16 protein-coding genes are annotated in these 20,862 nt (G+C 51.9%); all 16 read right to left on the bottom strand.

What is annotated here, in order from left to right:
* Window positions 1–3 precede the first annotated feature (3 nt).
* Entirely contained in the window at window positions 4–1,125 is a 1,122-nt protein-coding gene (locus ACFQ0N_RS16860; protein ID WP_379328155.1) for an FtsW/RodA/SpoVE family cell cycle protein, read from the bottom strand.
* Complete coding sequence (ftsW, locus tag ACFQ0N_RS16865) at window positions 1,122–2,267, bottom strand: putative lipid II flippase FtsW (protein ID WP_379328157.1); 1,146 nt, start codon at window positions 2,265–2,267, stop codon at window positions 1,122–1,124. Before ftsW ends, ACFQ0N_RS16860 begins: the two co-directional genes overlap by 4 nt.
* Before the next feature lie 122 nt (window positions 2,268–2,389).
* Entirely contained in the window at window positions 2,390–2,665 is a 276-nt protein-coding gene (locus ACFQ0N_RS16870; protein ID WP_379328159.1) for a hypothetical protein, read from the bottom strand.
* Between the two features lie 97 nt (window positions 2,666–2,762).
* Window positions 2,763–3,209 carry a GNAT family N-acetyltransferase gene (locus tag ACFQ0N_RS16875; RefSeq protein WP_379328161.1) on the bottom strand — a complete coding sequence of 149 codons (447 nt, stop codon included), beginning with the start codon at window positions 3,207–3,209 and terminating at the stop codon, window positions 2,763–2,765.
* 7 nt (window positions 3,210–3,216) lie between these two features.
* On the bottom strand, window positions 3,217–3,588 hold the full coding sequence (locus ACFQ0N_RS16880) for a hypothetical protein (protein ID WP_379328163.1): 372 nt from the start codon (window positions 3,586–3,588) through the stop codon (window positions 3,217–3,219).
* A gap of 114 nt (window positions 3,589–3,702) precedes the next feature.
* Complete coding sequence (locus tag ACFQ0N_RS16885) at window positions 3,703–5,568, bottom strand: hypothetical protein (protein ID WP_379328165.1); 1,866 nt, start codon at window positions 5,566–5,568, stop codon at window positions 3,703–3,705.
* A gap of 18 nt (window positions 5,569–5,586) precedes the next feature.
* Entirely contained in the window at window positions 5,587–6,876 is a 1,290-nt protein-coding gene (locus ACFQ0N_RS16890; protein WP_379328167.1) for an efflux RND transporter periplasmic adaptor subunit, read from the bottom strand.
* Complete coding sequence (locus tag ACFQ0N_RS16895; RefSeq protein WP_379328169.1) at window positions 6,876–9,950, bottom strand: efflux RND transporter permease subunit; 3,075 nt, start codon at window positions 9,948–9,950, stop codon at window positions 6,876–6,878. Before ACFQ0N_RS16895 ends, ACFQ0N_RS16890 begins: the two co-directional genes overlap by 1 nt.
* Before the next feature lie 118 nt (window positions 9,951–10,068).
* Entirely contained in the window at window positions 10,069–11,469 is a 1,401-nt protein-coding gene (locus ACFQ0N_RS16900; protein ID WP_379328171.1) for a sensor histidine kinase, read from the bottom strand.
* Window positions 11,466–12,143 (bottom strand): response regulator transcription factor, encoded by a 678-nt coding sequence (locus ACFQ0N_RS16905; protein ID WP_379328173.1) that lies wholly within the window; start codon window positions 12,141–12,143, stop codon window positions 11,466–11,468. Before ACFQ0N_RS16905 ends, ACFQ0N_RS16900 begins: the two co-directional genes overlap by 4 nt.
* Before the next feature lie 318 nt (window positions 12,144–12,461).
* Complete coding sequence (locus tag ACFQ0N_RS16910) at window positions 12,462–13,298, bottom strand: discoidin domain-containing protein (RefSeq protein ID WP_379328175.1); 837 nt, start codon at window positions 13,296–13,298, stop codon at window positions 12,462–12,464.
* A 36-nt stretch (window positions 13,299–13,334) separates the two neighbouring features.
* Window positions 13,335–14,663 carry an ADP-ribosylglycohydrolase family protein gene (locus ACFQ0N_RS16915; protein ID WP_379328177.1) on the bottom strand — a complete coding sequence of 443 codons (1,329 nt, stop codon included), beginning with the start codon at window positions 14,661–14,663 and terminating at the stop codon, window positions 13,335–13,337.
* Window positions 14,664–14,705: 42 nt separating this feature from the next.
* Entirely contained in the window at window positions 14,706–16,364 is a 1,659-nt protein-coding gene (locus ACFQ0N_RS16920; RefSeq protein WP_379328179.1) for an extracellular solute-binding protein, read from the bottom strand.
* A 62-nt stretch (window positions 16,365–16,426) separates the two neighbouring features.
* Window positions 16,427–17,320 carry a carbohydrate ABC transporter permease gene (locus ACFQ0N_RS16925; protein WP_379328181.1) on the bottom strand — a complete coding sequence of 298 codons (894 nt, stop codon included), beginning with the start codon at window positions 17,318–17,320 and terminating at the stop codon, window positions 16,427–16,429.
* Window positions 17,321–17,338: 18 nt separating this feature from the next.
* Entirely contained in the window at window positions 17,339–18,280 is a 942-nt protein-coding gene (locus ACFQ0N_RS16930) for an ABC transporter permease (protein ID WP_379328183.1), read from the bottom strand.
* A 203-nt stretch (window positions 18,281–18,483) separates the two neighbouring features.
* A complete protein-coding gene (locus tag ACFQ0N_RS16935; protein ID WP_379328185.1) occupies window positions 18,484–20,757 on the bottom strand; it encodes a helix-turn-helix domain-containing protein in 2,274 nt (757 codons plus the stop codon).
* Window positions 20,758–20,862 lie beyond the last annotated feature (105 nt).

Raw genomic sequence — 20,862 nt, forward strand, 5'->3', positions numbered from 1 at the left:
CTATTAATATTCATCTTGATGGATTTTGACACTTAGCACTAAACCGATGGCAATCATATTCGTCAATAACGAGCTTCCGCCGTAGCTTATAAAGGGCAGCGATATTCCCGTTAGCGGCAATAGCCCAATATGCATCCCTATATTAACAAATACTTGAAACACAAACATGCTGATGACGCCGACAACGAGAAAAGATCCGCCGATTGCCCCCTGATTTTCGACAGCGATCATAACCATCCGATACACTAACAAAAAATACAACACCAGCAATACGGCTGAGCCCAAAAAGCCATAAAACTCGCCAATTACGACATAAATCGAATCGGAATAAGCGTACGGGATATAGCCTTGGCGGGAGTAAAAGCCATCGCCGTCGCCGCTAAACCCGCCGACTCCAATCGCGCTCATCGCATTTTTGACATGCCACGCCTTGTCGGGATCGCTGGTCGGATCAAGAAAGGTCTCGATCCGCGACAACTGGTGCGGCTTAACGAACTTGGAAAGCAGATCAAGGTTTTCATAAAATAAATAGATGACTGCGACGACAGCCAATGTAACTGCGCCCAGACAGAGCATCATATAGATAGCCCGGATATTGCCGATCCACAGCATGCCAATCAAAATACCGACGAAAACGAGCGCGGTGCCCAGATCGGGCTGCTTGACGACAAATAACATCGGAACAGCAAATACAATCAAAATCGGCAAAACATCCTGAATAAGCCGCAATCGTTCGCCTGCCCGCCGCTGCAGCAAATGAGCGACAAGCAGCACAGTAAAGAGCTTCGCCATCTCAGAGGGCTGAATTTGAAAGCTGCCGATCGACAGCCAGCGCACCGCGCCATTCGCATCCTCGCCGCGAAATTGGACAAGGACGAGCAGACCGACACCAAATGCATACAATAAGTAAGAAATACGGCCCAGCAGCAGCCGGTAGTCAAACAATGCCACAAACAGCATCAGCACTGAAAATGCGCCAATCCAGATTAAATTGCTAATGTGGAGACCATCCAGTTTGGTTCCGTGTGTCGCCCCATATATAGCCACAGTGCCAATCGCCAGAAGACAGGCCACAATCAATAAGGTCACCCGGTCGACTTTATTAAGCTTGTGTAAAAAAATCATGTTTTCAGAACCTCTATTTTCCGTTGCGATTTTTTGGCGGGACTGACCGTTTTCCTTTTATTGTCCCGTGAAATGCTTAATAAAATACCTGAGCTAGCCATACATAGCACTAGAGAAGAACCGCCATAACTTATAAATGGGAGAGGAACGCCGGTAATCGGAAGCGTGCCCGTCACTGCACCGATGTTCAAAATAAGCTGAACGGCGATCATAATAACAATACCGATCCCGAGCAGCATACCGAATGAATTATCGCACCGGACAGCAGCCAAAAAGCCGCGCCAAATAAACAGAAGGAAGATCATCAGCAGCGCCGCGGTACCGAGAAATCCGAACTCCTCGCCGATAACCGCAAATATAAAGTCCGTATGCGCCTCCGGAAGATAAAACAGCTTCTGCACGCTGCGTCCGAGCCCGGTGCCGGTAAACCCGCCATGCCCCAAGGCATAAAAAGAATTGATGAGCTGAAAGCCGGAATCGGTCGGATCGTCAAAAGGATTCAAAAACGACGTTATCCGCTCCATCCGATAGCTCTTGCTGATTCCAACATAAACAATCGCCGGAAGAAGGCAGATGCTAATCAACAGCAAATGACGCCAGTCCGCGCCGCCTACCATAATAATCGTGCCGGAAATCGCAAACAAGATCAGCATTGTACCGAAATCGGGCTGCTTCATGACAAGCGCCAAAATAATGCCGATAATAATTAGCAGCGGCAGCAGTCCTTTACTGAAATTGCGCAGCCGTTCTCCCTTGCGGCTAATTAACGTCGACAGGTACACAATGATTGACAGCTTCGTAAATTCTGACGGCTGGAAGTTGAATCCGCCTAATCCGAACCAGCGCTTTGCCCCATTAGCATCTTTTCCGATAAACAGAACTAGAACAAGTGTAACAAGTGAAAACAGCAGCAGAAACGGCGCCGCTTTCTTCCAGGCCTGATAGGGCAAGCCCATAAAAAACAGCAGGGCTCCTCCGCCGATAACGGCAAATATGCCTTGTTTAATGACAAAATACCACGAGCTGTTATGCTTAAGTATGCCTAGCGGCGAGCTCGAGCTATATACCATAATCATCCCGATACAGACCAGCATCAAGGTTACAAATAACAATAGAAAATCGGGGCGGCCTCTTCTCTCCATCTTCAAAGACACCTCCCTCTATGTGGCATAGCATCTACTACCAGTAGACGCTGCAGCTGGAAAAAAAGTTCTATTTCACCCTACCTGTAGATCGTTTCTTTGTCAACTATTATAGTAAATCTTCATTTCTTTTTATAGGCTGCGGCTATTTTAAATAGAAACCAGGTCAATAGGATCGCACAAAGCATAAGCGCAACATTGATCCAGCCGCACACTTTTAACCACAGGTTATCCTCCATCCGGCTCGCAAGCACAAACTGAACGACAGCGGGAATAGCAAAAACAAGCCAACCAAGCACGATATATTTTTCCTTCTCTATCATCCGCCAAAACAACAAGACTGAAACCGGCAGTAAGGGCCATGTTGCAGCAACCGTCCAATCCCCATGCCGAATCATCTCCCTTATATGCCGGACCGCCACTTCGCGACCATGGTTCCGTTATCTGTGAACAAAATAGGAAAACGTCTCGCTCGCGGACCGTAGATCCGCTTAGTTACTTGGCCCCTCCAGCTGTTGTACTTTTCAATTGCTTTGTCAAATAATAATGCGTATGTCCGCCTGCATTCTCGATTTGGCCAAATACTTCATAGCCATGCTTCTTATAAAAGTCGAGCGCCTGAAAACTTAATGTATCCAGCTTGCTGAAATCGCAGCCCTTTTCTTTGGCAACTTGCTCTGCCTGCTGCAATAGCCGTGTGCCGTAGCCGCCATGGCGCAACGATTCGTCCACATACAGGATGTGAACCTCCAGCCAGTTCCAGCAAATTTCGCAAAGGATGCCGCCGCGCACCTCGCCCTGGCTGTCCTTGAGGAAAAAATGAACTTCCTCATAATTGCCGCTCAGCCTCTCCGGAAAATGCTTATGATTAAAAGCAATCAAGCCGCTGCGTACTTTACTCTTCAGCGCGTCGTCAACATCTCTTACAATTTGAATAGACAATATAAGCTCACCTTTCAGTTAAAGTATGGAGCAATCGCTCCCCTGCTGATTCGAACTTGCGGTTTTCCGTCAAAAAACACTCCACTTCATTCAAGCGCGAAGGCCGGTAACCGGGCCCGTTACAGCCGCAGGAATGATAGGCAAATCCCTTTTGATAAAGAATTTCAACCTTTTTCCACTGCTTCACATCGGACTGCTTTGGCGCTTTGAAATCATGGCCCATGTCATTCATAAGCTTGCCGCATTGCGGACAACTGTAGCAGACCTTGTCTCTTTCCATTTTGTCCAGCTCAAATTTTGAAGTTTGCTTATATACTTTACGGCATGAGAAACAGGCGTAAATATCTTTATAAGGGCCATACATAGCATACCGGCACATCGTTATCCACTTCCTTCTAGTCATCACACATTAGAAAACAAAGAGGACGTCTGCACCTTAATTTGGCGCTGCGTCCTCTTCATTATATTACTAGTTAATCGCTTGCCTCAACCGCTAACGAATAAATTGTCCCAAATACCGCTTCATCGTCCCGTAGGTCGTTTCAAATGTCTCATAAACATTAACCGTCAGCGGGTTTTGCACCTCCAGCAAATTCACTCCGCTGAAAGTGACATCGCGAATGCCGTCCGTCGTCTGTCTCGTCGTCGCCAAATTCAGCGTCTGCGTCCCGAGCAGCTTGCCGCTGCGATCCGTCAGCTCGAATTGAAGGTTGGCCAGCTCCGGCGCGGCCAGCAGCTCCGCCGTTTTCTCCAGCGCCGTTTCCAAACGCAAGCGCAATCTCATTGAGGATAACAACGTATAGACCGTTTCCTGAGTTACTGGCGATTCATAAAAAGTGTCAAACTCCGCTTTTTTGACTGTAAGCTGATATGGATACAAGGAAAATTGCTGCTCCCCTTGCCGGACAGACGGAACTTCCGCCGGTGCCGGCGGTTCGCCCCGCTCTGCGGTATGCAGCGGCAGCTTGTAGGAGGCCGCTGTCGATGTATACGGCGCCATCCGTTCGCCGTCGATAATGTTCAGCACCAAGCCTTCTGTCGGCGTCCCCTTAGGCAGAGCATAAGTAAACACCAGCATCCCGCCCATGCCTGGCGGCAGCTGTTCAAATGGCGCCGTGTGGCGCATGCCGCTATAGCGCTTGCCGTCGCGGGCTACGAGCTCGGTCTGGAAGACGGGGAGCTGCGCTGTTTTGCGGCTCTTATTGTCGAGGCGGAATTTAAGCTGTACTGCGCTCATTCCGCTTGCCTTGTCTGCAGTTGCCACGCCTGTGACGACCGACATCGTCATGCCGTCCGGGAGCAATTTACTTACTGCATCCAGTACGATGGGCGCGCCCCAATTGTACGGGAGCGCCGCTCCAAAATAACTGCCCTGCGGCTGCTCCGGTAAAGCGAAGCCAATGCGGCCAACTGAGTAAGACAACGGATTATTCGGATCTCCGCCTTCCAGCATGAACGTTTCCGGCGTCAAAATATAAAATGTTTTCAACTGCGTATCTTCAGGCGTTTCCATGACATAGCGGACAGTACGTTTCTCTCCCGGCAGCAGCGACAGCGCGCCTTGCTCCATGCGCGATCCGCTGAAGCTTAGATCCGACGTCCTTCCCTGCACCACCAGGTCCGGAATCATCTCTTTTCCGCTGCCGCGGTTTACAATTTGCATCGTTACAATGTGGGCGACCCTGACCTCCTTGCTCCTGCTCTCCCCTTCCTCCGGCGCTAAAGGAGCCGTAAACCGCTCGAACGAAAGCGGGGTATAGGAAAGCTGCGCTTTACGCCCCGGCAGCTGAAAGGTTTTTCCCCATTGAAGCGGCTGCTGTTCCCAAATGCTTTGCTTCGGGAGCGGTACAGACAGACGAACCGTTTCCTTCTTCGGGTAGACGTACTCATCGATGGCAATCCATAGCAGCTTCGCAGGGCGAATGGTCCGCTCTGTCTTGACTGCACAGCTGAATTGCAAGTTAACCGTACTTTGCGGCGGCACTGCCTTCACATTGCCAGTCGCTGGCAGCACATTGTACTCCGTACCGTCATTCATCCGCATACGCACTGTATCGCCAGGCAATCGCACTGTATGGCCGGATGGATTTTTCACATTGATGGCAACAACCATGCGGCGGCCCTGTCCCGTGTCTTCATTCCATACATGATCAAGCTCCGTTTGCAGTGAACGCACTAGCTGATTATTAGACGCCGTTGTAGCAGCCGCTGCAGCGTTTGCCGCACCGTCTCTCGCTGCATCAAGCGGCCATGCCGCCGCAACCAGCGCGCCCGCAACCAGCGCGGCAGTCAGGCGCGCTGCCTTGCGCCGTTTTGCGCCGCTGCCCCGGTACCCGGGCTTCTGTCCGGTCCATTTCATCGCAGATCCCTCCCTGCTTTATTGTTCATCCGCCTCTACCTTCTGCTTATCCTTCATGCGGTGCAAGCCGGAGACGATTACGCGCTCGCCCTCTTTCAGCCCGCTAACAATTTCCTGGTCATTGTCCTTAACCCGGCCCAGCTTGATCACACGGCGCTCAGCCGCTCCGTTATTCAGCACAAAGACGAAAGCGGTATTTTCCTCCCGCATAATGGCTGTTGACGGAATTGTCAGCGCTGTCTGCTCCGCTTCATCAGAGAGGCGGAGCTGAACCTTCATGCCAGGACGCAGCTCCCGCTGCGGATTGCTCGCCGCCAGCTCCAGCGTATAAGTTCTGGTCTGCGTATTCATAATTTCCGCCAAATAGTGCACCTTTGCAGCAACTAGCTGCTCCGGTTTGTCAGCCGTGTAGAAATACAAGCTGCTCTTCTTGTCCACGAGCTGCAGCGCCTGCTCGCTAAGCTCCGCCTTCACCGTAATCGGATCGATCCGCTGCACTTGTCCGCTTTTGCCACCTCTGCCGACCGGCATCCCTTTTTCCACTTCCAGCTCGGTAATGATGCCGTCCACAGGCGCTGTTACGACATAATGGCCAAGCGACCGCTCCAGCTCCTCCAGACCGATTTTGGCAGAGGCAATTTCGTTATCGGACGCAGTAAGCGAATTGGCTGCATCAAAGCCGGCCAGCTTCTCGCGCAGCAGCTCCGCTTCTTCCTGCAGGCCGGCCAGCTGCTGCTCCGCCTTCTCAACCTCACGGCCTTCGACGCTGCCTTCATCATAGCCGTTTCTCAGCTTGTTCAGTTCGCGCGCCTGATCATAGATTTGCTGCTCCATTTTAGTTATCGACCGTTTTAATTCCACTTTGCCTTCCTTCAGCTCCGTCTTTGCTTTCGCCCTCGCAGATTCCAGTGAACGCAAGGCCATCTCTGCTTTCTGTTGTTGAATCCGGACATCCCGCGTATCGAGCCGATAAATCGCCTCGCCGGCTTTTACCCGGTCTCCGCGGCGCTTCAGCACCTCCGTCACCTCGCCGTCGGTCTTCGGCACAATATCCATTTTGACCGATGCCGCCAGTTCGGCGACAATCTCATACGGCTCGCCAATCGCAGTTTTTTGCACGACGGCCGTCTTCACCTTCATCACGCTCGCCTCGCTTGCCTGCTGGCTGACATTGCCTGCGGCAGGCTCCGGCTGATTGCCGCCGCTGCAGCCTGTCGCCGTCAGGGCGAGGGCAGTGCCGATCGCGATCGCATACATCCGTTTATGCCAGACAGAATGCGGACAATGCCGCTTAAATCCGATCATCATTACGCTGACGCTCCCTTCCTTCTGAATAGCTGTGCCATGCGCTGCTTGAACGCTTCGATCCATTCATAGACAACCGGTACGACCACAAGCGTCAATAGCGTTGAGGTCGTCAGTCCTCCGATGACGACGACAGCCAGCCCTTTGGATATAATCGTGCCGTGCGCGAACCCGAGCGCAAGCGGCAACAGCGCCACTATAGTAGCCAAGGCCGTCATAATAATCGGCCGCAGACGGGACACCCCCGCCTCAATCAACGCATGCCGTACCGTATAGCCCTGCTGGCGAAGCTGCTGGGCGAGATCGATATAGACAATGGCATTGGTCACCACGATGCCGATCAGCATCATAAAGCCGATCATCGAGGTCACATTCAGCGACTCGCCCGTAAGCAGCAGCGCCAGGAAACCCCCGATAGCGGCAAGCGGAAGCGAGAACAAAATCGCAAATGGCGCGCTGGCGTTGCCGAATGCCAGCACCATAATCAAATAGACAATGAAGACGGCCGCTACCATAGCTACACCCAGCTGCATAAAGCTGTCATTCATGTCTTCCGCTACACCCGACACTTCTCTTTTTATACCTTCGGGCAGCGGAATTTGATCCAGCATTCCGGTCACCCGTTCCGTGATGCCGCCCGTATCGCTGCCGACTATTTTGGCCGATACCCGCACGACTTGCTCCTGCCGGTCACGCTCAATGGCGGCGGGAGCAGCTGCTTCGCGCAATTTCGCTACATCGCGCAGCAGCACCACTTCCCCCCCGCTTCCGGCAGCCCGCAGCTGAATGTCCGCCAGCTTGTCCAAGCTGTTCTTATCGTCATGCTCCACCGACAACGTCGTCCGGTACATGACATGATCAAGCTTAAGCTCGCCAAGCTCCTCCGCCGCAATAAAATTGCGCACAGCCGCGCGCACTTCGGCCACCGTATAGCCATATTGCCGCGCCTTTTGCGGATCGACGGCGATTTCAACCTCTTTCACCACATCGCTGAGCGAATCTTTGACATCCGTCAGCTCTTTTATCTCCAGCATTTTTTCCTTAATCATCGCTGCCGCCTGCTTTAATTGAAGCGGGTCGTCGCCTTTCAGCGCGTAAGCGAAGGCCGAGCCCGACGGGCCGTCGCCTGCCAGTGTGGACGTCTCTACCTCCGAGCCTGCCGGCAGCATCGCGAGCAGCTCCTCCTTGTACGCCCGGCGCACTTGTTCCACATCGCTGTCCGCGTTCACTTCGGTAAATATTTGCGCCCGGTATGGGAGCGCCTCACTTGACTGGCCATAGCCAACAAGCGACTCTACAAACAAAAACTGTTTATTCCCATGCTGATCCTTCGCATTTGACAGCACATCTTCAATTTCCTTCACCTTCAAATCTGTCGTGGCGAGTGAAGTTTCATACGGCAGCTTGACATTAAAATAAAACTGCGGCTGCGGCTTCCCTTCCGGCAAAAACGCCATTGCCAGCTGCGGAACGATCGTGACGATCGATCCGAAGAACAGCACGCCTGCCAGCAAAAGGGTGATAAAGCGGTGGGATAGCGACCATTCCAGCACTTTGCGGTACCATGCGGTTATCGCTCCTTGCTTCTCTTCATGGTGCTTGACCTTCCCGCCAAGAACGAGCAGCTTGGCCAGCATCGGAATGACGGTCAGCGCGACAAGCAGGGAAGCGAGCAGCGCAACCGACAGCGTAATGGCAAACGGCTGAAAGAACTGGCCGGCAATCCCGCTCACCATGCCAATCGGCGCAAATACGCCCACTGTTGTCAATGTCGACGAAGTAATCGCCGAGGCCACTTCCTTGGTAGCGAGCCTGATGACCGATTCATTGCGCTCCTGCGCCCGCTGCAGGTGGGAATAAATATTTTCAATGACGACGATGCTGTCATCGACTACTCGGCCGACGGCAATGAACATGCCGCCCAGCGTCATAATGTTGAGCGAAATATCCAAATAACGCATTACGAGCAAAGCAATCAGAATCGATAACGGGATCGACACGAGCACGATCAGCGTCATCCGGAAATTGCGCAAAAATAGCAGAATCATGAGCGAGGCGAGTAAAGCGCCGACGATCCCTTCGCGCAGCATGCCGGCAATCGACTCTTTGACTTCTACAGAAGTATCGAATATTGTTTTAAATTGCACCTCGGGCATCTCTGTCTTCCAGCGTTCAATCAATTGATCGACATCACTGGCAAAATTGACGGCATTTGCATGCTTCATTTTGAACAAGTTGATGCCCAGCGCCGGCTTATCGTCCAGACGGGCGATAAACTTGGACTGGCTCACCGCTTCCACTTTGGCCACTTGCATCAGCGGCACTTTTTCTCCTGTGCCGGTCTGCAGCTCCAACCGCTCCAGGTTGTAGACGCTGTTCGTTTCTCCTTTGACGCGCGCCATCATGCTATTGCCGTTGAAATCGACGCTCCCCGCCGGCCCTCCGGCAAATTCGGCACGCAGTGCACCTGCAACCGTCTCCGGGGAGAGGCCGTAGGCCGCCATCGCTGCCGCATCAAGTTTAATGTCCAGCGACGTCTTCCGGTCGCCGATCGCATCGAGATGATCAAGTCCTTTGACCGCTTGCAAGCCGGGCTTGATCGTCTCCGTGAAACGGTTGTCCAGCTCCGTCTGGCTCATGCCCTCCTCGGCATACAGCACCAAATAGTAGGCAGGAGTTGAGGCATTGCCGAACGTCGCTGCCTTCGGCCGGGTTGCCGCTTCCGGCAAATCAAGCTCCTGCAGCATACCGTCGATCTCCTGCTTTTTCTTCTCTGCGTCGGTACCCTCCTCAAATTCCAGCACCACGGTAGAGAAGCTGTCGCTCGACGTTGAAGTCATCGTCTTCAAGCGTTCCAGGCCGCTTACCTTTTTTTCAATCGGTGCGGATATTTCATCCATCACATCCTGTGGAGGAGCAGGGTAACCGGTTGTAATGACGACATAAGGCAGCGATATATCCGGCAAATTTTCCATCTTCAAGCCGCTTGTCGCCACCAGGCCGCCACCGAGCAGCATGGTCACAATAATGATGACCGCCGCTACATTTTTCATCGAAAATTGAATAAGCCTGTTCATTACTCCCCTCCTTCGGCAATCGTAATTCCGTTCATCCTTATCGTAAGGAATGAACATGAACGAGCGATGTACCGAATATGAACGGAATATGAACAGGCTAAATATTGTTGGTAACGCGCTAACCTTGCTTAGACCGCTCTGCCGCCGCCTGCCATGCTGCATGCCCCGGCAGCATAACCTTCACTGCAGTCCCCTTGCCCGGTTCACTGCTCACCTCGATTGTACCGCGATGCAGATCGACGATTTTTTTGACAATGGCCAGCCCCAACCCGCTGCCTGACTGCTTGCGATTGCGCGCACGGTCAACCTTGTAGAACCGTTCGAAGATATGCCCGATGCGGTCCGGCGCAATCCCGAGCCCCGTGTCTGCGAAACAGACGATAATTTCATCCAGATTCATTTTCATCCAAATGCGGATTTCCCCGCCCTCGGGCGTAAACTTGATGCTGTTGCCGAGCAAATTAAGCCATACCTGATTCAGCTGATCTTTATCAGCATTTATTTTGACGACCGGCAGCTGCTCCAGATCGATCCCGATTTGCTTTGCGGACCAAAGCGGCTCACAAGAGACGACAACATTGCGAATCTGCTCGTCCAGCCGGTAGGTGGTCGGATGAAACGGATGATGCTCCGATTCGAGCGATGCCAGCTTGAGCAAATTATCACCCAGCCGTGACAGCCGCTCGCTCTCGTTCATAATAATGTCCAAATAACGCTGCCGATGCTCCTCTGAAGCGACACCATTTTTGAGCGCCTTGGCAAAACCGGAAATCGAAGTAAGCGGCGACTGGATTTCATGCGAGACGTTGGACACGAAGTCCTGCCGCATCTGCTCAACCTGCTGCATCTCACGCGCCATATAGTTGAAGCTTTGTGCAAGCCCTCCGAGCTCATCTTTATGTTTAATATCCAGCTCAATCGAAAAATCGCCTTTGGCAAACCGTTTCGTTGCCGCTGTCATTTGGCGGACCGGCTTGGTCACGTAGCGGACAGCAATGACAAAGATGAGACTTCCCGTGACAAGCACAATGAGCAAAAAAAGGCCCAATATCTGATTCAGTGTCATACTGGCTTCCTCTGTCATCATCTGGAGAAACATCGCATACCGCTGTCCATCATACTCAAAGGGAAGTCCAACCATCGCATCCACGACGCGATCAATGTACACCCTGTCCGATCCTTCGCCTGAAAGCAGTGCCTGCAGCTTGTCCGCGGGAATATCGGCCATATTTTCGCCGGCAATAGCGGAAATAGCCGCTACTTCACCCGCTTCCGAGAAAACCCGCACCGAGTAATGCTTAATCGCCCTCACATTATTTTCGAATGCCCGGCTTCCATCTTTCGCTGTCTCCTTATAAATTGCAATCAATTCCTCACCCATCGCAACTGCATCCTCGCGCAGCTGCTCCGACAGCTTGTCGCTAAAGCTGATTGAAGTCACGATGAAAGCCACGACCAGCCCGGCTGTAACAGCGCCGAGAAACACCAGTACAAAACGGACATAAAGCGAACGGATCACCCGCCCACCTCCAAGCGATAGCCTAGCCCGCGCACCGTTTCAATGCGAAAATGCCGCTGGTCCTGAGCGAACCGCTCGCGCAGCCGTTTAATATGTACATCGACTGTACGATCGTCGCCGTCATAATCGATCCCCCAAATTTGCTCAATCAGCTGCTCTCTCGTAAAGATCTGTCCCGGATAGCTCGCCAGCTTATACAGCAGCTCAAACTCTTTCAGCGGCAGCGCAACCGAATCGTCGCCGCGGATGACCTTGTAGGTTTGTCTGCTCAGTTGCAGTCCGCCAAGCTGGACCGTCTGCGAAGCATGAATACGGTACCGTTTCAGCAGCGCCTTTACCCGCATTACTAGTTCCAGCGGGTCAAAGGGCTTGGTGACATAATCATCTGTGCCCAAACGGAAGCCTTTCACTTTATGCGCAGGTTCGCCATTTGCTGAAATCATCAGCAAAGGCAAATCGGGAAACTTCGCCCGCAAGGCGCTGCACAGCTCCCAGCCATCCATAAGCGGCATCATAATATCGAGAATGACGAGATCCGCCTGCTCCTTGATGACGGCCTCCAGCGCTTCCTCGCCATTTTCGGCTTCTATTACGTTGTAATGCTCATTGTGTAAAAACAATCCGATCAATTCCCGAATATGGGCATCATCATCTGCTACGACTATACTAGCCATCGATTGCTAAGCCTCCTATTCTCTTTCCTGAGCTGCAATATTTTCCCTCCAGCCGATTTCAAACTTCTTCAAAAGGAACCGAAATTCACCATGAGCCCTCCTATATTTCCGATGCTGGAGCATGATGCATACTAGTTCTATCATATCATAAAGAGCTGTGCCGGCGTCTAATAGAGGTCGTTTTAAAAAGTTGTCTTTTGATCATGAGGCAGGCCTCATAGTTCTCTATTATTGTTAACGAAAGAAGCCGGCACCGAAATACGATGCCAGCTTCTTCTTTTGCATTTATGCCTCAAATCTTACGTATTACGAAAATACCTATCTTACTTCCAGTTCATCTACAAAACTCCAGGCGCCGACGCTGTTCACTTCGATTTTCACATAGCGCCCAGTCACACCGCTCAAACCTTTCAGCTTGTACTCGATTGTTTGTGAATCACCGGATACATCAACAGGTTTCGCGACGTCGCCGATCTTCGTAAAGTTCACGTTATCGTCCGACACATAGTATGCCGTTCCTTGCGGCAGCATGACGCCTACGGGCAGATCCTGCAAAAAACCGGCGCTCACTTCCGTCAATGTCTGGCTGCTGCCCAGATCAACGGTCAACGTATACGGCTCTGACAAATAACGCCCTTGCCACGCCGTATCAGCATAGGTGTCAGATCCCCGCACACCGTCGGTCAGTTCCGATCCTCCCGTATCGGGGTAGTTGCTATGCGCCGGCACGCTGGCCGTGTACGGCTTGCCTGCCGCCAGATTCACCCGGAACGGCGGCGTTGTTGCCACTACATCCGCACTGCGCGCCGATTCATTACCGGCTGCATCCACCGCGCTAACCTGATACGTATAGCTCGTCTCCGCTTCTGCTGTCCGATCCACGTAATAGAGCGGCGCCACAAGAGAAGTGGTCAGCAGCACATCATCGCGATACACCCGATAGCCGACAACGCCCCTATTATCCTGCGACGGCGCCCAGTCAATCCTTACCGCAGAGTCGTTCTCCGCATCTGCCGTCACATTGCCCGGCACGGTCGGTGCCTCCGATTCCAGTTCTCCGGTACTCACATAGTCCACGTAGGCCCGATGATACGCTTCCTTCCCGACATTTGGGCTGTAGTAGTGGCTTTCATCCCCGGAATCCCTCTCTTTCAAAAGTTGATGACTCGTAAGGAAGGCAGCGTCTGTCTGTTAGCCGACGATTAACGGCAGCGCAGCCATTCGCTTCGCCAGTCTGGAAACCGAATCTTCAGTGAAGGTGCCCATGCTCGTAATGATTTTGTCATTGAACGGCGCCAGCCAGCGCGCTTCAAGATGGCCTGGCCCGAAATAAGCGCCAAGAATCGAACCGGAGGTGGCTCCGAAGCTGTCTGTATCATTGCCCTGGCATACCTGCTTGCAAATTCCATCTCCGATATTCTCTGCGAAGCGAAGCGTGTTGATCAGCGTCCCGACCTCCTGATAGATGTAGCAGGCAGCGTATTCCTTATATTTGTTATGAATCCGGTAATAGCCGTCAATCCAATCCGCAGCCCGGCTAATCTCCTCAAGCGAGTCTGCGACGATCCGGTAAAACCGGCTGCGGCGCGGAACGTACTTGAGCGCCGTATCGAAGATCGCAAGCCGGTCTTGCGCGACCGGCGCAACCGCAATGGCCGCCGCGATGAACATTGCGCCATAAATGCCTGTGCGGCGATGCGTCCAGCTCGCATCGCGCCAAGCCAGCTCAGCTGCCAGTTTCGGCTTGCCGAGACAGGCGTATCCATAGGCGTCGGCACGGATGAGCGCGCCGCAAAACTCTTCGCCAGGGTTAAGGAAGTCCGGCCACCCCCCAACATCAAGTCTCTCCTGCGGGACCAGCGACTCCAGCCCCGATTTCAGCAGCATATTGCGCTCCGGCCCCCAGGTTTGCTGAATCGGCAAGTAGTCGAGCCATAGCTTGCGAATATCGTCCCCGGCAAACGCAACGCCATGCTTTTCCAACAACAGCATGCCCATAATTGTGTACGTAATATCGTCATCCGGCGCCACGTAGCCAATCCGCTCGCGAACCGTTTCCCCCCAGCAAATATTGCGGCGGCCATAGACATCAAGCATCCGCTCCGTAATATAATCGTTCAAGGGCCAATCTCCGGTCGTCTGCAATGCGCTGCGAACATCATCGAGCGTGGCGAACGGGAATTCCTCTATAGGTTTTCCTAATACACAGCCGCACAACGATGAGAGAAAAGCCGTCTCGGCATGGGCTGCCTTCTCCTTCGCCGTCAGCGAGCCGACCTTAAGCGGCCGCGCCGGGTCGGACTCCGCCCGAATCTCCTCCAGGCCGCTCGGCTCTTCATACGGCCAGTCATCACGCATCGGCAGGCTAACCAGTTCATGAGCAAACGCATTCAGCGCATCGTAGCTGTCCGGCAAGGACGCCAGTCTTTCCTGCAAGCCGGCGACATCATGCCCTTGCTGCTCCTTATTTTTAATGACACTGCCTAATAGTCCTCGTAAAACGGGGTAAGACGGCAACATTTCCACATCTCCTCCTGCATGGTTCGTTTTAAACTCTTGCTTCTATTTCGCAAGCGCCCCATTAATTTCGCCCAGCACTGCGTTCACTTTGCCTTCGATCGACTTTTTCCACTCGGTCCACGACGTTTCGATCGACTTATTCTCCAAAATCATTTGTGAGATCGCATCGTCAATCACGACGTTAAATTTGTCTTTGTTCGGCGCAGACAGGAACATGACATCATAATCGGGCGGAACGAGATCCGTTATTTTTTCCTTCATGCGAAACATGTCTATAGCAGCTTTGCGGACGTTATCCGGCAGCGACGGGTCTTGCGCCGACCAGTTGTCCGGCAGAACGACCTTCGTATAGAAAAAGTAATAGGACGGGTACAAATCGCCAATATACTTGAAATTGCCTTGCTCATCCTTCTCGCGGGTAACGACAAGCTTGTCGCCTTCCATTTTGTAATCTTTGCCCTCGACGCCCGCATAGATGAGCCGCTGCCCTTCCGGTGAAGCAATGTGATCAAGTATGGACAATATCCGGTCGAACGTTTCGTCGTCGAGTTTCGGATTGAACAGTTCTCCCGCCCAATAGTTCAAAAGGTTTTGTTGCCCGTGATATTTGCCGTCCGGATCGACCACCGTTGCCAGCCCGATTGCTTCTTCCGGATTGACGCCAGGATTCGCTTTGGAAAAAGCCTGATAGCGCTCGTTGACATTCGCGGCGGACGCACCGTCGATAAACATACCGCTAATACCAGTGTTGAACTTGTCATAATGCTCCTTGCCTTTGAACGTGTAGTAATCTTTGTCGATAAAGCCTTGCTTGAAATATTCGGCAAAGCTCTTAATGCCTTCCAGCGTCGAGTCTTCTGTACCGCCCCAAATATATTTGCCGTCTTTCCCTTTATAGAACTGATTGTAAAATGAGTTATGCGTCTGAATAAATGCGCTATACAACTGATACGGCGATGAGGAGAGCCCTACCGTACGGCCCGCTCCATTCCCCCCCGGATCCTGCTTCACAAACGCCTTGCCGAGCTCCGCCAATTGCTCCGCTGTAATCGTTGCACCAACTTTAATGCCAACTTTGTCCGCCCAATCCTTGCGGTAATAGAGCACTTTGGAGTCCAGCACAAGATCGGTCGTCTCCGTAACAGGCGTATAGTAGATAACGTTCGGCACTATATAGATACGGCCGTCGGGATCGAGGCTTTTCAAGTAGTCCGCCAAGCCGGTTTTAGCCATCGCCTTCGCCAGATTCGGGTATTTCTGCTCATAGTCGTCCGGCAGCGCCTTGATCAAACCTTGCCTGGAATAGTTCATATAGTCCTTGAAATCGAAATTCCAGAACATCATGTCCGGCATATCGCCGGAGTTGATCCAGATGCGGTCCCGCTCGATCCAGTTATCCCAGCTAAGCGGAATGAGTTTATACTCGAAGTTGAACTTTTCATCGAACGCTTTGTAAATCTCGTCGTTCATATAATTCCCGTCATCGCTCAAATCGACGGACGTAGCCGAAAACGTAATCCGTTTCTCGAACCTGTTTTCCCGGACCTGGCCGTTGCCTGCATCCGTCGTCTCCGTACCCTTATTGCTCTGTCCGGTAGCTTTGTTCCCACCATTGCCATTGTTTCCAGAGCATCCCGTAATAACGGTGACGAGTGCTACGACGGCACAGCACCAAACGAACCATTTTCTCGACATGTTCATCTTGACTTCCTCCCCTTTTATATATATACACGAAACGATTGTCGCGCCTAACGCAAGCCCGATCAGGACTTTACCGAGCCAACCATAATCCCTTTCATAAAATATTTTTGCAGGAACGGATAGGTAAACATGATCGGCGCCATCGTAATGAAGACAGCAGCCATTTTTACGCCATCTTCAAACACCGTTTTGCGGATCGAGACGTTGCGGCTGCCGATATCGTCGATCGTGGACATGACGATGCTGCGCAGCACGAGCTGCAGCGGCCATTTCTCCCCTTCGCGGAGAAACAGCATCGCGTTGAACCATTCATTCCAGCGGTCGACGGAAAAAAAGAGTGTTATCGTGGCTACAATCGGCAATGAAAGCGGCAACATAATGCGGAGCAAAATGACCAGGTCATTGGCTCCGTCAATTTTGGCCGATTCCTCCAGGGCGGATGGGATCTCCATGAAATAGCTCCTCATCAGCAGCAGATAGAACGTATTGGCTCCATAGACAAGAATGACGGCGGCCAACTGATTCATCAGCCCGATATCGCGGACAAGCAAGTAAAGCGGAATGAGTCCGCCGCTGAAATACATCGTAAATACAACGAGCGCGGTGATGATCCGCTTGCCCGGAAACCGCTCGCGCGACAGCGCATAGGCGGTGAACGTCGTCGCCAACATATTGTAAGGGACGCCGATGAGCAAAATGAGCAGCGTATTGAAATAGCCGGTATAAATCCGTGAGCTGCTGAAAATGTACGTGTACGCGTCAAACGTGATGCGTTTCGGAAACAGCATGAATGGTGTTGTAACATATTCTTTTTGCGACACAAGCGATATCAGCACAGCATTGTAGAACGGGTACAATATTGTAACAGCCGCCAATGCCAGAATCGCAGCATTTACCGCATAAAACCAGTTGAACGACCGCTTTTGTCCGTCTGATCGCAGATGTTCGTCTTTCACTTCCCGCGCCTCCTTCCGTCAAAAAATGCCCCGTTCGCCCATCATTTTCGCCAATCGGTCGAACAGCACAAGCAGCGCAAAATTGATAAGCGCCTTGAATAAGCCGACAGCGGTGCTAAATCCGAAATCGCCGGAAGTCTGAAACGTAATGCGGTAAATATAGGTGTCCAAAATATCGGCGACTGGCAGGACGGCTGGATTGTACATATTGAAAATTTGGTCGAACCCGGCGTTCATCGTATTGCCGACCGACAGCAGCAGCATCAGTACAACAGCGGAACGAATGCCTGGCCAGGTAATGTACAGCATTCGCTGAAAGCGGTTCGCTCCGTCCATATAGGACGCTTCATACAGTTCCGGGCTGATCGAGGCGATGGTCGCCAAATAAATAATGGCCGTCCAGCCGGAACTTTTCCACGCATCCGAAATATAGAGCAATGGTCGAAATAATTCCTGGTTGGAGAGAAACATTTGCTCCTCGATACCGAACAGACTTAGAAAGTGATTGATTGCTCCTTGGGTGCCGAATACGTTTACAATCATCCCCGAGACGATAACCCAGGACAGAAAATGCGGGAATGTAAAAATCGTCTGGAGCGTTTTCTTGTACCTGCTTTCCCGCAGTTCATTCAGGAGAAGTGCCAGTACGATCGGGACTGGGAACTGGAACAGCAAGCGACTCAGGCTAATTACAATCGTATTGTTGAACGCCTGCCAAAACTCCTGATCCTGAAAAATGTACGTGTAGTGCTTCAAGCCGACGAACGGGCTGCCCCATATTCCCTCATTCGCGCGAAAGTCTTTGAACGCGAGCTGGATGCCGTACATCGGCGCATAATGGAATAGCGCGTAGTACAGAAGACCGGGCAAAAGAATCAAATAGATATACTTGTTTCGCATGATATCCCGAAGCAGCGTTCGTTTCGGCTGTGCGCCTGGCGCGGCGTCCGTCCTTATCAAACCTTTTCCTCCTTTCCTTAATGGCTTACCATCGACTATAGCCCGCTCCCGCATTACCCGGTAGTATCGATCTTTGCATCATATCCAGTCGCGATAAGGAAACAATGCTGAAAAAAAAGATAAGACACTAAAACTACCACCCTGCATGCCGCTTGCTATCAGCGCTGTGCGACGAAAAACGCCAGCCGGACAGCAACGGTCGGTCAATCGACCGGGGAATCCGATTTTTTGCCAAGTCTGAATTCGGTGCGATATTTGCCCGGCGGCATGCCGACAATTTGCTTGAACACGCGGGTAAAGTTTTGCGTCGTCGTATACCGGAGGCGATCTGAAATATCCTTGATGGTCATGTCCGTGTAAACGAGCCACTCCTTGGCCTTGGAGATCCGATAATGAATGACGTAATCAACGAAATTGACCTTTGTCGTCTGTTTGAAGAAACGGCTAAGCTGTGAGGAAGAAACCCCGAACACACCTGCAACCTGCTGCAATGAGAAATCGCTTTCAAAATGTTCATGAATGTAGTTCAGCGTCTCCTCGGCTATACGCCGGCTTTTATCCTGGGACATCCGCTCCAGTTGTTGCTTGACGGACGGGAAGAACACATGGCCAAACCATTCCCGCGTCTCGCCGAGCGACGGTTGACGGTACAGTTCCGTATAAGGGTTGCGGCCCAGCAAATCGTGCAGCGTGCGTCCTTGTATTTCGATCATCAATTGGTCGATCTCTTCCAGAAAATAACTTAGTATCCCTTTAATCATTCTAAAATCAGGCAGGTGCCTGGGCAACGCCGCAAACATCTGGTTGAATTGTTCCTCTGCCCTGCCGATATCCCCTTCTGACAGACTGGTCAAAATCTGTTTATACCATTGAGCCGTAATCCGGTCCGCCGGCTGAATGACCGCCGATTGTTCCACGTCATGTCGGGTTATCGTCATATCTGGGCCGAGCAAATAACGAAACCCGAGATATTCCTGAGCCGTCTGATAGCCTTGCCCGACCTCGTGCAAATGCTGCACTGCAGGCGCAACAGCTACAGATACGGTAAATTTGAACCGCTCGTGCGCTGTACGGCGAAGCTCCGAGGCGGTCTGCGCAATGCAATCATCGCTACCCGCATCGGAACGGCCGGATAACGTGATAAACGCGATTTGTCCCGGCTGCGGGCTGACAGTAACGCAAGAGAAGCGTTTGCCGCACACGGTGCGAATCATGGCCGCCAGTTCGTTCATCATCGACGTGCGGTCTTCTTGTTTATACATCTGAATAAATTCGTGCAGTGCGTCAATCTCGACGATGCCCGTGTAAAACCATTCCCCTTGAAACGTCAAATCCCAGCGCCGCATCCGCTCCAGAAGCTCATCCCCGGGCGCATTGCCGTACAGCAATTGGAGTATGACATTCTCCTGAACGAGCGGCAATTGTTCATATAATTGGGTGCTGAGCTGCTGGTTCTGCTTGATCATCTCGTTCATGAAGGTGTCGATAGCGCTGACGCTGTCCACCCCTTTGCTTGCCGCTGGCGAGAACTTGAGCAGTAAGCGCCGGATCGGCGAGTACATTTTCCAATAGACGAAAAGGGCAATGCCGCCCCAAACGGCGATGAGGATGCCGACAATTGACAAGGTCAGCTGTTCAATTTGCCCGGCTTTGCGGTTTAGCTCCTGTTTTGGCGTCATGGCCAAATACGTCCATGCCTTTTGCCCGGACTTGAATGAAGTGACGCTATAGGCGTCCCCACGCACTTCCGCACTGCCGGATTGCCCCGCTTCACTGTTCCAGTAAGTATACAACGCTGAAGCGCTCGACACCCGATCGCCAATTTCCTCCGATTGCGGGCTGAGGACAATCCGTCCGCGGTTGTCTATAACAAGCACTTTCGTACTGCCCATTTCAATCTGATTCAAATACTCATAGAAAATTTTGATATCGACATGCAGCACAACGATGCCGTCAATTGCATTTTCGATGGAAACAGGCTTGACGATAAGCAAATCTTTTTGGTTATGATATGTATTCGGCGAAATGACAGTAATCCCCATATATTTCGGCGTGACCGCCTTGACGAGGGAATCGTAATACCGATCCTTAATGGAACCCAGCCCCAATTGCGTAGAATACGCTCGATGGGAAAGCGGATACAAAAGTGTGACGCCGAAAGGAAAGCGAGTCACACTGCGATACTTTTGGAGCGTATTGATCATGTTCATCGTTACGCGGAAATGTTCGGGAGAAGGGCCAGCCATGAAGGATTCCCTCACGATCAAATCTTGGGCGATTTGCAGTGAAGACTCTTTCAAATCGAATAGAACGTTGTTGAGCTGATATTCAATTTGTTTGAGCATCATCCGCTGGTTTTTGTCTACCTCTTCCTGCACGCTCTGAACTGACAGGAAGGAGGAAACAAAGCCGAGCAAAGCAACGGGAAACAAGCTAAGAAACAACGTACATGCCAGCATCCGGGTCTGATATGTCATCCTGATCTCTCTACCTCCTATTCACATAAGATGACTGGATGCATTCGCAAATTCCGAGAATGTTTCGGCAAATGCGGATACATTACATTGTACAGGCTTGTTTTG

It is taken from the genome of Paenibacillus sp. GCM10027626, assembly GCF_042676285.1.
In the GTDB taxonomy this organism is placed as follows: domain Bacteria; phylum Bacillota; class Bacilli; order Paenibacillales; family Paenibacillaceae; genus Paenibacillus_Z.

What these genes read in the sequence shown, in the direction of transcription:
- ACFQ0N_RS16895 (WP_379328169.1), bottom strand. Translation starts at nt 9,950, where the DNA reads ATGAACAGGCTTATTCAATTTTCGATGAAAAATGTAGCGGCGGTCATC.
- ACFQ0N_RS16880 (WP_379328163.1), bottom strand. Translation starts at nt 3,588, where the DNA reads ATGTGCCGGTATGCTATGTATGGCCCTTATAAAGATATTTACGCCTGT.
- ftsW (WP_379328157.1), bottom strand. Translation starts at nt 2,267, where the DNA reads ATGGAGAGAAGAGGCCGCCCCGATTTTCTATTGTTATTTGTAACCTTG.
- ACFQ0N_RS16915 (WP_379328177.1), bottom strand. Translation starts at nt 14,663, where the DNA reads ATGTTGCCGTCTTACCCCGTTTTACGAGGACTATTAGGCAGTGTCATT.
- ACFQ0N_RS16890 (WP_379328167.1), bottom strand. Translation starts at nt 6,876, where the DNA reads ATGATGATCGGATTTAAGCGGCATTGTCCGCATTCTGTCTGGCATAAA.
- ACFQ0N_RS16935 (WP_379328185.1), bottom strand. Translation starts at nt 20,757, where the DNA reads ATGACATATCAGACCCGGATGCTGGCATGTACGTTGTTTCTTAGCTTG.
- ACFQ0N_RS16920 (WP_379328179.1), bottom strand. Translation starts at nt 16,364, where the DNA reads ATGAACATGTCGAGAAAATGGTTCGTTTGGTGCTGTGCCGTCGTAGCA.
- ACFQ0N_RS16905 (WP_379328173.1), bottom strand. Translation starts at nt 12,143, where the DNA reads ATGGCTAGTATAGTCGTAGCAGATGATGATGCCCATATTCGGGAATTG.
- ACFQ0N_RS16885 (WP_379328165.1), bottom strand. Translation starts at nt 5,568, where the DNA reads ATGAAATGGACCGGACAGAAGCCCGGGTACCGGGGCAGCGGCGCAAAA.
- ACFQ0N_RS16870 (WP_379328159.1), bottom strand. Translation starts at nt 2,665, where the DNA reads ATGATTCGGCATGGGGATTGGACGGTTGCTGCAACATGGCCCTTACTG.
- ACFQ0N_RS16860 (WP_379328155.1), bottom strand. Translation starts at nt 1,125, where the DNA reads ATGATTTTTTTACACAAGCTTAATAAAGTCGACCGGGTGACCTTATTG.